Source organism: Enterobacter cloacae complex sp. HYC033_NIDB, from assembly GCF_056673335.1.
This window is the reverse complement of the sequence record NZ_CP115123.1, coordinates 579,786-591,893: the sequence shown is the minus strand read 5'-3', so window position 1 is coordinate 591,893 and position 12,108 is coordinate 579,786. Positions and strand designations below refer to the sequence as shown.

9 protein-coding genes are annotated in these 12,108 nt (G+C 56.5%); 4 read left to right on the top strand and 5 right to left on the bottom strand.

Features of this window, described 5'->3' with window-relative positions; translation table 11 throughout:
• Window positions 1-64 precede the first annotated feature (64 nt).
• Window positions 65-1,540: a ketol-acid reductoisomerase gene (ilvC, locus tag O1721_RS02840; protein ID WP_006808634.1), complete on the top strand. Its 1,476-nt coding sequence runs from the start codon at window positions 65-67 to the stop codon at window positions 1,538-1,540.
• Window positions 1,541-1,578: 38 nt separating this feature from the next.
• Here ilvC and trmL read toward each other — a convergent pair whose 3' ends face one another.
• The 5 genes from trmL to lldP form a co-directional block, all read right to left on the bottom strand.
• Entirely contained in the window at window positions 1,579-2,052 is a 474-nt protein-coding gene (trmL, locus tag O1721_RS02835) for a tRNA (uridine(34)/cytosine(34)/5-carboxymethylaminomethyluridine(34)-2'-O)-methyltransferase TrmL (protein WP_017693778.1), read from the bottom strand.
• A gap of 45 nt (window positions 2,053-2,097) precedes the next feature.
• The gene (locus tag O1721_RS02830) at window positions 2,098-3,438 is read right to left on the bottom strand and encodes an MFS transporter (RefSeq protein WP_032649838.1); all 1,341 of its coding nucleotides are present in this window, start codon (window positions 3,436-3,438) and stop codon (window positions 2,098-2,100) included.
• Window positions 3,439-3,619: 181 nt separating this feature from the next.
• Complete coding sequence (lldD, locus tag O1721_RS02825; RefSeq protein ID WP_006808631.1) at window positions 3,620-4,807, bottom strand: quinone-dependent L-lactate dehydrogenase; 1,188 nt, start codon at window positions 4,805-4,807, stop codon at window positions 3,620-3,622.
• Entirely contained in the window at window positions 4,804-5,577 is a 774-nt protein-coding gene (gene lldR / locus O1721_RS02820) for a transcriptional regulator LldR (RefSeq protein WP_023295613.1), read from the bottom strand. Before lldR ends, lldD begins: the two co-directional genes overlap by 4 nt.
• Window positions 5,574-7,229 (bottom strand): L-lactate permease, encoded by a 1,656-nt coding sequence (gene lldP / locus O1721_RS02815; protein ID WP_003860175.1) that lies wholly within the window; start codon window positions 7,227-7,229, stop codon window positions 5,574-5,576. The genes lldR and lldP overlap by 4 nt, the downstream gene beginning before the upstream one ends.
• 1,099 nt (window positions 7,230-8,328) lie before the next feature.
• Here lldP and O1721_RS02810 point away from each other — a divergent pair.
• Genes O1721_RS02810 through O1721_RS02800 form a run of 3 tightly spaced genes read left to right on the top strand, consistent with a single transcriptional unit; the run spans window position 8,329 to window position 12,100 of the window.
• Complete coding sequence (locus O1721_RS02810; protein ID WP_015572771.1) at window positions 8,329-8,910, top strand: fimbrial protein; 582 nt, start codon at window positions 8,329-8,331, stop codon at window positions 8,908-8,910.
• A 30-nt stretch (window positions 8,911-8,940) separates the two neighbouring features.
• A complete protein-coding gene (locus O1721_RS02805; protein WP_017693782.1) occupies window positions 8,941-9,615 on the top strand; it encodes a fimbrial biogenesis chaperone in 675 nt (224 codons plus the stop codon).
• A gap of 4 nt (window positions 9,616-9,619) precedes the next feature.
• Window positions 9,620-12,100 (top strand): fimbria/pilus outer membrane usher protein, encoded by a 2,481-nt coding sequence (locus O1721_RS02800; protein ID WP_032649836.1) that lies wholly within the window; start codon window positions 9,620-9,622, stop codon window positions 12,098-12,100.
• The last annotated feature ends 8 nt before the right edge of the window (window positions 12,101-12,108 follow it).

Below are 12,108 nucleotides of genomic sequence, written 5' to 3'. Positions count from 1 at the left end.
TGGGTACATTCTCGCTGAAACGCGAACCGAACAATAAGACACACAACATCACGAGGTATCACCCATGGCTAACTACTTTAATACACTGAACTTGCGCCAGCAGCTGGCGCAGCTGGGCAAATGCCGCTTCATGGCGCGCGATGAATTTGCTGATGGCGCGAGCTACCTTCAGGGTAAAAAAGTGGTCATTGTCGGCTGTGGCGCACAGGGTCTGAACCAGGGCCTGAACATGCGTGACTCCGGGCTGGATATCTCCTACGCCCTGCGTAAAGAAGCGATTGCCGAAAAGCGTGCTTCCTGGCGTAAAGCGACCGAAAACGGCTTCAAAGTGGGTACCTACGAAGAGCTGATCCCGCAGGCGGATCTGGTGGTTAACCTGACGCCAGACAAGCAGCACTCTGACGTTGTGCGTTCCGTACAGCCGCTGATGAAAGACGGCGCCGCGCTGGGTTACTCCCACGGCTTCAACATCGTTGAAGTGGGCGAGCAGATCCGTAAAGACATCACCGTGGTGATGGTGGCACCGAAGTGCCCGGGCACCGAAGTGCGCGAAGAGTACAAACGTGGCTTCGGCGTACCGACGCTGATCGCCGTTCACCCGGAAAACGATCCGAAAGGCGAAGGCATGGCGATTGCCAAAGCCTGGGCTGCGGCCACTGGCGGCCATCGTGCGGGCGTGCTGGAATCTTCCTTCGTTGCGGAAGTGAAATCTGACCTGATGGGCGAGCAGACCATCCTGTGCGGCATGCTCCAGGCCGGCTCTCTGCTGTGCTTCGACAAGCTGGTGGAAGAAGGCACCGATCCGGCATACGCGGAAAAACTGATTCAGTTCGGCTGGGAAACCATCACCGAAGCGTTGAAGCAGGGCGGCATTACGCTGATGATGGACCGACTGTCCAACCCGGCAAAACTGCGCGCGTTCGCACTCTCTGAACAGCTGAAAACCATCATGGCGCCGCTGTTCCAGAAACACATGGACGACATTATCTCCGGCGAGTTCTCTTCCGGCATGATGGCGGACTGGGCGAATGACGATAAGAAACTGCTGACCTGGCGCGAAGAGACCGGTAAAACCGCGTTCGAAACCGCACCACAGTATGACGGCAAGATCACCGAGCAGGAGTACTTCGATAAAGGCGTCCTGATGATCGCGATGGTGAAAGCGGGCGTTGAGCTGGCGTTCGAAACCATGGTGGATTCGGGCATCATTGAAGAATCTGCGTACTACGAATCGCTGCACGAGCTGCCGCTGATCGCAAACACCATCGCCCGTAAACGTCTGTATGAGATGAACGTGGTGATCTCCGATACCGCCGAGTACGGTAACTACCTGTTCTCTTACGCCTGCGTACCGCTGCTGAAAGAGTTCATGACCACCCTGCAAGCGGGCGATCTGGGCCAGGCGATTGCGGAAGGAGCGGTTGATAACGCGCAGCTGCGTGACGTCAACGAAGCGATTCGCAGCCACGAAATCGAGAAAGTGGGCCAGAAACTGCGTGGCTACATGACCGATATGAAACGTATCGCGGTAGCAGGCTAAACACGACGAATCGGGTGGCGTAAGCCACCCGAACTGTTTTAGCTACGCAATATCGCGCCGGGATAACCCAGCTGGCGCCACGCCTCATACACCACCACCGACACCGCATTCGACAGGTTCATGCTGCGGCTGTCCGGCATCATCGGAATACGAATTTTCTGCTCAGCGGGCAGGGCATCCAGAATGGTGGCCGGCAGGCCGCGGGTTTCCGGACCAAACATCAGATAATCCCCGTCCTGATAGCGTACGGCGCTGTGCGCTGGCGTACCTTTGGTGGTCAGGGCGAACATGCGCTGTGGTTTTTCGGATCCCAGAAACGCGGCGTAATCGTGATGACGAACGACGGCGGTAAACTCATGGTAGTCCAGCCCCGCGCGGCGCAGACGTTTGTCGTCCCACGTAAAGCCCATCGGCTCAATGATGTGCAGACGAAAACCGGTGTTGGCGCACAGGCGGATAATATTGCCGGTGTTCGGCGGAATTTCTGGTTCGAATAAGACGATGTTAAGCATGCTGCCCCCTTAATTGCGGGGGCAGAATAGCAGAAAAGAGAGGGACTAGGCGACGCCCGGCTCCTGCGCGCGGCTATACAGCATTTTGTAGACGGTTGCCGCCGCAGCCACGAGAGCAGGTACGCTGAGGATCATTAAAATACTGTCCGCCTGCCACTGCATGGAAAGAAGCTGGGCGCTGGTCATGGTGCCCGCCACGCCGCCGAAGCGGCCGATCCCCTGCATCCAGGCGATACCCGTCGCACGGCACTCGGTAGGGTAAAAGGTGGCGGCCAGGGTCTGCATGCCCGACTGCGCGCCGTTCATCGCGATCCCCATCAGGAAAATTAACCCGCCAAACAGGGCGATATGGTTATGCTCAATGCCGAGTAAAAGAATCAGGCCCATCGTCAGCACGAAACCACACGCGACCACCTTGTGCGCTTCCCAGCGATCCATCATCCAGCCCGCGAGCAAAATGCCAGCGGTGCCGCCGAAGGTGAACAGCGAGGTGAGCCAGGCGGATTCCGCCAGCGCATATCCCATCCCCTGCATCAGCGTTGGCATCCAGCTCAGCAGGACGTAATAAATCACCAGCCCCATAAAATAGGTGACCCACAGCATCAGGGTGCCGGGCAGCCAGGGCATGGAAAACAGCTGCGACACGCTGCCTTTTTTCGACGCGACTTTCTCCTCCGCCAGGAAAAAGCCTGTGACGCTATCCAGCGTACTGCGGGCGAACCGGCTGGCGATGCGGCGAACCTGGGCGACGTCTTTCCCGCGCTGCACCAGAAACTTCACCGACTCCGGCAACAGCAGCGCCAGCAGCACCGTTAAAATCAGCGGCGCAATCGCGCCGGTCAGCAGCACGCTTCGCCAGCCATGGTGAGGGATAAGCCAGGACGAGATCGCCCCGCCGCCCGCCGCACCCAGCGGAAAGCCGCAGTACATGGTGTTAATTGCCATGGCGCGGCAGCGCTGGGGGGCAAACTCTGAGATCAGCGTGATGGCGTTAGGCATCGCGGCGCCCAGCCCGAGACCGGTCAGAAATCGCCATAGCGTCAGGGTATTCAGACTTTGCGCCCAGGCCGTGCCCAGGCTCGCCAGGCCGAAGAACAGGCATGAAAAGACCAGTACGCGCTTGCGTCCCATCCGGTCCGATACCGGACCTGCAATCAGGGCACCCAGCGACAGCCCGAGCAGCGCCGCACTCAGCACCGGCCCCAGATCCTGTTTATGTATTCCCCACTCCGTCGACAGCGTAGGCGCAATGTAACCCATCGCTGCGGTATCAAACCCATCGATCGCCAGCACCAGAAAGCCCAGCACAATTAGAAGCCAGTGAAACCCTGAAAAAGGACTTTCATCGATCACCTGCTGAATATCCACCCGACCTGAATACGACATACGTTCCCCTCCGATGTGATGTTGTTTTTGTGTTCTTGTATTTGCTTGTCTATACAATTGCGGCGGGGCGGGGTGTGTCAAATTTTCTTATCCAGAATGTTACACAGGTGTTATTTTCGACAGAAAAAAGCGCCCGAGGGGGACATCGGGCGCGGAAGAAGGGGAGGCTAACCGGGGGAGATCAGGCCGCGTTTCCCTGAGAAAGGGGGGCCAGCGCCGCAGGCAACTTACTGAGCTCCTGCACCAGCGAGTCTTTGCTGATCTCGCTGATCGACTTCGCCCCGGTCAGGGTCATCGCCACCTTCATCTCTTTCTCGATCAGGTTGAGCAGATTCGCCACGCCCGCCTGGCCGCTGGTGGCCAGCGCGTACAGATACGCACGACCCAGCAGCACGCTGTCCGCGCCCAGCGCAATCATGCGCACCACGTCCAGTCCGTTACGGATGCCGCTGTCGGCCAGGATTGCAATATCGCCTTTCACCGCATCGGCAATGGCCGGCAGGGCGCGGGCGGAGGAGAGCACCCCGTCAAGCTGGCGGCCACCATGGTTAGAGACCACGATCCCATCGGCGCCAAAACGTACCGCGTCGCGGGCATCTTCCGGGTCGAGGATCCCTTTGATCACCATCGGGCCGTCCCAGAATTCGCGGATCCACTCCAGGTCCTTCCATGAGATGGACGGATCGAAATTGTTCGCCAGCCAGCCGATGTAATCTTCCAGCCCGGTCGGTTTACCGAGGTAGGCCGAAATATTGCCCAGATCGTGCGGACGGCCGTTCAGCCCGACATCCCACGCCCACTGCGGGTGCGTCACCGCCTGCCAGTAACGGCGCAGGGCCGCGTTAGGGCCGCTCATGCCGGAGTGGGCGTCGCGGTAGCGCGCGCCGGGGGTCGGCATGTCGACGGTAAAGACCAGCGTTGAGCAGCCCGCCGCTTTGGCGCGCTCCAGCGCGTTACGCATAAAACCGCGATCGCGCAGGACGTACAGCTGGAACCACATCGGGCGCTTGATGGTCGGGGCGACTTCTTCAATCGGGCAGACGGACACGGTGGAAAGGGTAAACGGAATGCCTTTGGCATCTGCGGCGGCGGCGGCCTGCACTTCGCCCCGGCGGGCATACATGCCGCATAAACCGACAGGTGCGAGCGCTACCGGCATGGAGAGCGTCTCGTTAAACAGCTTCGTCTCAAGGCTCAGGTCAGACATATTCTTCAGCACGCGCTGGCGCAGGGCCACCTCCGACAGATCTTCCACGTTGCGGCGCAGGGTGTATTCGGCATACGCCCCGCCGTCAATGTAGTGGAACAGGAACGGGGGCAAAATGCGCTGTGCCGCGGCGCGATAATCACTGGCTGCTGAAATAATCATGCTTTGTTCTCCCTGGAAATATCACTCTCGCCAGGCAGACGGGTAATACGCGCCTGTCGGGCCTGATCTTCATCGAATCGTTTAATGGTGGTATGCACGAAGCCGAGATGCGCCATCATCGCCTTGCGCGCGGCCTCGGCATCAGCGGCCAGAATGGCGTTGAGCACCGCCTCGTGCTGTTCGGTCAGCTGGGCAAACACCGGCGGCACCAGATACATGCGCTGGCGGCTCTGCTTCACGGAGGATTGCAGCAGGTCGAAGAACCCGCGCATGGTTTGCAGCAGGACCACGTTGTGCGAGGCCTCGGCAATCGCCAGATGGAACCGCACGTCCGCCTGGGAGGCGATGTCCGGGTCGCTGCTTTGCGTGGCTTCAAAACAGGCTTTGAGCTTCTCTTTGTCGGCGTCGGTTGCCCGCATCGCCGCGTGCCACGCGGTGCTGGTTTCGATGGCGTGACGCGCTTCGAGGATGTCGAAGCTGTAGTCCGGGTCGTTTTCCATCAGCGTCTTCAGCGGCTGCACGATGTTTTGTTCGGACCAGTCGTCATGCTGCCAGCGCACGAAGGTGCCGCCGCCGCGACGGCTCAGCAGCACCCCTTCGCTGACCAGCGTCGCCAGCGCTTCGCGCAGTGAATTGCGCGACACGCCAAGCTGAGCGGCAAGCTGACGCTCGGCGGGCAATCTCATGCCCGCTTCCAGCTGTTGTTCTTCTATCAGCGCCCGTACGCGAGTGGCAATCTCGTCGGACAGGCGTCTGGGCATCACTATCATGGAATCATCCAGGTTAAGACATAGGCCTGCAATGTGGTGATCACGCCCACCATGCAGGTAAATATCAGGCTGTGTTTCACGGTAAAGCGGAACAGATCCGACTCTTTGCCTACCAGCCCCACCGCGGCACAGGCAATGGCGATGGACTGCGGCGAGATCATCTTCCCGGTCACGCCGCCGGTGGTGTTCGCGGCGACCAGCAGCACGTCCGAGACGCCAATCTGCTGCGCAGCCGTGGCCTGTAGGGCGGCAAACAGGGCGTTAGATGACGTATCTGAACCGGTCAGGAACACCCCCAGCCAGCCGAGGAACGGCGAGAAGAAGGTAAACGCGTGGCCGGTATGCGCCAGCGCTAACGCCAGCGTCGACGACAGGCCGGAGTAGTTCGAAATAAACGCGAACGCCAGCACCATGCCGATGGAGTAAATCGGCAGCATCAGCTCTTTAATCGTCGCCGCAAAGGTCTGCACCGCGGCGGCAGGCTTCATGCGCAGCCACACTACGGAAAGGATAGCGGCAAACAGGATGGCCGTGCCGGTGGCTGAGAACCAGTCGAACTTAAACACTGCCGCATATGGCGTGGCGTCGTGCACCACCGGCGGCATACGGGCGACCATTTTGTCGAGGAACGGCACGGAGATATTAATCACCATGTCGTACAGCGCGCCGCCCGGGGCGAACAGGGCTTTAAAAGGCGGAATGCTCCATAGCGTCACGGTGGCGGTCAGGAACAGGAACGGTGACCATGCGCGCACAATCTGTCCGGCGGTATAGCCGGTGCGCGCCAGAGTCTGATCCACATGTGAGGCACCCATATCGGCAAAGCGGAAGATGCGCACCGGCTGCCAGCGTTTCAGGAACAGCGTCAGACAGACCAGCGACACCAGGGAAGAGATGATGTCCGGCAGTTCCGGGCCGAGGAAGTTGGAGCTGAGATACTGGGCAATGGCGAACGAACCGCCCGCTACCATCACCGCAGGCCAGGTCTCCTTCACGCCGCGCCAGCCGTCCATAATCGCCATGATCCAGAACAGCACGATAATGGTCAGGAACGGCAGCTGGCGACCTACCATCTGGCCGATCTCGAAGCTGTCCAGCCCGGTCACCTGGCCCGCCACCAGAATCGGAATGCCCATCGCGCCAAACGCCACCGGGGCGGTGTTCACAATCAGGCACAGGCCAGCGGCATACAGCGGGTTAAAGCCCAGCCCGACCAGCAGAGCGGCGGTGATCGCCACCGGCGCGCCAAATCCTGCCGCCCCTTCAAGGAACGCCCCGAAGGAGAAACCGACAATCAGCATCTGTAAACGCTGGTCCGGTGTAATAGAGAGAATCGACGAGCGAATAATGTCGAACTGCCCGGTTTTGACCGAGATTTTGTAGACAAAGACGGCGGCGATGATGATCCAAGCAATCGGCCACAGGCCGTAGAAGAAACCATACACCACGGAGGCCAGCGCGCGATCGACCGGCATTTTATAGAAGAACAGCGCCACCAGCAGGGCGATGGCAACGGTGTACGTTGCGGCAAGGTAGCCCTTCAGCTTGAGCTTTATCAGCGCAAAGAAGAAGAACAGGATCGGTAGCGATGCGATCAGGCTCGACAGCCAGATATTCCCGGCCGGATCGTAGTTTTGTTGCCAGAGGCTCATGCAGGTCTCCTGAGGACCACACAGGTGTTCGTCGGGTGAGTCTCTGCTCATCTCAGCGTCACACTTAGTGTAAAAGTGGTCCATCCAATATTGTGATGTAGGGTTAATGGCAATAAATGGTTAACCAAGTGTTGCTATTCGGCAATGGTTTTGTGAAGTGGCGCATCGAAACTGTGAACGATGGATAGCTTTACGCATGATTGGTAGGACCAAAATCGCAAAATCAACTCACCGTGTGCGTTGGGAGCGGTAGTCAGGTGGAGGGCATTACTTTCGCCTTTTGAGCAGATACGGCGCGTAAAAGATGTTGAATAAAATGGGGAGGTGATAATATTACGTGAATTGAATGAGGTTTGTTTGCTTTATTTGTGTTTTTGAAAGGCTGTATATATGTGAGCAGAGTGATTTATTTCCTATAAATAAAATTTTTTTTGGTTAAAAATGCGAAATCTAAGCTGTAGCAAAAAATTTTAATTAAGGTAAATTTCACATATAGATTTTAACAGTGTATTACAAACGATCAATTGCTGATCGATAAAGAAATATCCTGTTTAACCGTGATTTTTCAGGATAAAGGGCAAGAATTTTTTGCTGAAGTGACATTTTTTGGCTAATAATATTCTGAAATAAATTGATCAAACAATGATCAGTTGGCTCTCTTGTAATTTAGTTACGGTATTAAAAGCAAATTAATAATTATCAGGGCAATCGAAAGGGGTTAAATTTGTTAGCTGAGTGTTAATTCGAGAGTGTTTACAGACGCGGCGTACTGCTTTTCAATACGTAGACGCTAAAAGGCATATGATTTACTATTTATTCAGAAGCAACGTTACAGAAGACATTAAATTTATTAGTAACCACAACGTATTCAGTGTTATTTTCGGCCAGAAGTCATTTCCTCAGTTGCAGGATATCTGTGTATGGCCTTCTGAAAATATACGGATTATCACCATGGGATGGACCCTGCTTTATTCTATAAGGTCGCGTCACCCATTCTGCTAAAACCCTATTGGTGGCGTTTTTAAATCCTTATAGCGGTTATTGTACCTGGTACAACAAGTCTATATCTGTTTAATTTACAGAGGGGAAAGTGTTCCAAATGAAAATCAAAAATGTGGCGCTGGCGATTGCCGCGGCGGGGCTGCTGTTATCTTCTCAATCAGTACTGGCAAGCAGTGATTCTGGCGTTAATGCTTCCCTGGATACAGGCGCTGGCTCGCAGAGCACAGGCGGCGTGATCAACTTTACCGGGAAAATCACCCTTATTTCCTGTGATATTACCCCTGCGTCAAAAAGCAAAACGGTAGACCTCGGCGCGTGGGCGAAAAGCTACTTCGACGATCACAGCGAAACGACGCCGCGTGAGTTCAAAATCAACGTTGAGAACTGCCCGGAGACGGTTGAATCGGTTGCGGTACTGTTTGACGGAACCAAAGATACGGTGAATGACACACTTCTACAGGTTACCCCAGGCGAAGGTATGGCGACGGGCGTCGGCGTGAAGCTTTATAACAGCGATCGCAGCACCGCGATTAAACCGGGTACGGTATCTGAAACAACCGCACCGGATGCTGAAGGCAATGCTGAATTAACGTTTTATGCCTCTCTCGACAAAGACGGGTCGGAAATTAACGCGGGCGACGTCAATGCCGTTTCCAACTTCCTGATGGTTTATAACTGATTTCACTCTCAGCCACCTCCAGAGATAATAATGATGAAACGTTTATCGTATATTATGCTCACTGCATTAATGGTTAGTTCTGCGTCAGTTTCCGCTGGCGTTGTAATGGGGGGAACACGGATCGTATACCCACAACACAGCAAGGAGGTGGCATTTTCTGTTTCTAATATGGAAAGTGCGGTTCCCTATCTTATTCAGTCGTGGGTTGAAGGTGATGGGCAGGATAAAAATAACGCTGCGCCATTTATTGTCACACCACCTCTGTTCAGACTTGATCCGGAGCAGACCAACACGCTGCGTATTCAATATACCGGCGCTCCGCTGCCCACAGATCGTGAATCTGTATTCTGGCTCGATATTAAAGCGATTGCGCCAAAGCCAAAAGAGAGCAGCAACGAATTACAAGTTAACGTTAAATCGAAATTTAAAATTTTCTACCGCCCGGACAACCTTAAAGGGGACGCTGCCACTGCCTGGCAGAAAATAACGTTTTCGCGGACGGGAAAAGGGCTTAAGGCCGCCAACCCGACGCCATACTACGTCTCTTTTTATCGACTGTCCGTTGGCGGGCATAAAATTGAGCAGCCGGGCATGATCGGTCCAGGGGAAACCCGTGAATGGCCTGTGTCCGCCTCCGGGGGCGTAAGCTGGTCGGCTATTAATGATTTTGGTGCCATCACCGCCACCCACACCCAGCCTCTTTAAGACCATGTCTTTTCGCCTGTTTCGTTACGCGCCGCTTTCGGTGTTGCTGCTTAGCTTCAGCCGCGCGGGGATGGCCGAGGATTACTTTGATCCCGCCGCGCTGGAGCTTTCCTCTACCGAACAGAAAACGGCGGATCTGCACTATTTCTCTGAAAAGGGCGGGCAGATGCCAGGCACCTGGCTCGTGACGCTGGAGATTAACGGACGCGAGGAGCGGCATCAGGAGATCACCTTCGTCAATGAGAAAGGCAGCCTGCAACCCGTTTTTAGCGTATCGCTGCTGGAAGCGCTTGGGGTAAATGTCAGGGCCATTCCTGCATTCTCACGGTTGCGGGAGGGAGAAACGTTCACGCACCTCGAGGATTATATTCCGGCAGCGCGAACCTCTTATGATTTCAACCAGCAGCGTCTTTTTCTCAGCCTGCCGCAGGCGGCGATGAAACACCGCAGCCGTGGCTACGTGCCGCAGTCGCAGTGGGACGATGGTATCCCGGCGGCCTTTACTGATTACAGTCTGTCGGGCGGTCAGGCCCGTCATCAGAGCGGGGTCACGACATCCAGCTATCTGAGCCTGCGTAACGGCATCAATCTGGGGGCGTGGCGGTTGCGCAATACTTCGGCCTGGAGCCACAGCGACGCGGGCGGCGACCACTTTCAGTCGCAAAGTAGCTGGCTGACCCGGGATATTCGCCGTCTTAACAGCCAGCTACGGATCGGCGATGCCTGGACCGCAGGCGACGTCTTCGATAGCGTGGCGTTTCGCGGGGTACAGCTCTCATCAAGCGAAAGCATGTTGCCCGACAGCCAGCGCGGCTTCGCACCAACCATCCGCGGCGTCGCACACAGCTTCGCTAAAGTCTCCGTTTCGCAAAATGGCTATGTGATCTATGAAACCTGGGTGGCCGCCGGGCCATTTATCATTAACGATCTGTTCCCGGGCGCACAAAGTGGCGATCTACAGGTTACGATCACGGAAAGTGACGGCTCAACGCGCGTCTTTACCCAACCCTATTCTGCGGTGCCGTTTATGCGACGCCAGGGCAGCCTGAAATACAGCCTCAATGCCGGACGATTTCACTCCGGCTCCGGCGATGCGCGTTCGCCTGAGTTTGTTGAAGGCGCTTTCTTCTACGGTCTGCTCTCCAGGATGACGGTGTATGGCGGCTTTCGTACGGCGAGCAACTATCAGGCCGGTGCTATTGGCGTAGGCAGAGGGTTTGGCGCATTCGGCTCGCTGGGCATTGACGATACGCTGGCAAAAAGCCGTTTACCCGACGGCAAAAGCGCGATGGGGCAGGCGTGGCGCATTCAGTACCAGAAAGATTTCAGCGCTACCGGCACCGCCTTCAACCTGGCGAGTTATCGCTATGCCTCGCGCAATTACTATGAATTTAGTGAACTGAATCAGTCTGACAGCCAACAGCTGCAACTCAATAATCGCCGTAGCCGCTCGCAGGTCACCTTTTCACAGACGCTGGGTCAGTTCGGCAGCCTCAGCGTCTCGGCATGGATGCAGGATTACTGGCATACGTCCGGGCAGGATAAAACCATCCACATTGGCTGGTACACCAGCTGGCGGGGCATTACCTGGGGCGCGGGGTATGACTACACCGACTCAGCGCTTGAGCAGCATCCCGATCGCACCGTGTCGTTTAACGTCAATGTTCCGCTTGGTCACTGGTTACCGGACAGCTCGGTCAGTTACTTCATCAACCACAACAATCGTGGGATGACCACGCAGCAGGTGTCACTCAACGGCAGTGCGCTGGCGAACCGCAACCTGAATTACAGCGTTCAGCAGAGTAAGGCCAGCGAGGGACAAGCCGACAGTACCAGCCTGGCGCTGCAATACAACGGTGGCTACGGCAACGTCAGCCTCGGTTATGACCACAGCCGAAGCGGTAGCAACGCGAGCCTCGGACTCGCCGGAGGCGTTATCGCCACGCAGTATGGCGTCACGCTTAGCCAGCCGCTGGGCGATACCGTCGCCCTGCTGCGCGTGCCCGGTGCGGCGAACGTTGAGCCGGAGGGCTACAACGGGATCCACACCGACAGCCGCGGCTATGCGGTCATGCCAACGCTCTCGGCGTACCGCAAAAATACTGTCAGCCTTGATACGGCGACGCTGGGTGAGAACGTCGACGTTGAGCAGAGCGGTCTGACGCTCATTCCCACCAGCGGCGCGGTGGTGCTGGCCAATTACAAAACCCACATTGGTTATCGCGTTCTGTTTTCCCTGCGCTACCACGGCGAACCGTTGCCGTTTGGCGCACAGGCTGAAGTGGTGGAGCAGAACCGCCATTCTGCAAACCGAAGCATGGTCGCTGACGGCGGTCAGGCCTACCTGAGCGGCGTACCAGAGCGTGGCACCCTGCGCGTCACCTGGTATGAAAACGGGGAGCAGCAGCAATGCCAGACACCTTTCAGACTGGGAAAAGCGCATATGGCCCCCGGTATCGCCACGCTGTCCGTTGAGTGCCATTAGAGGAATAT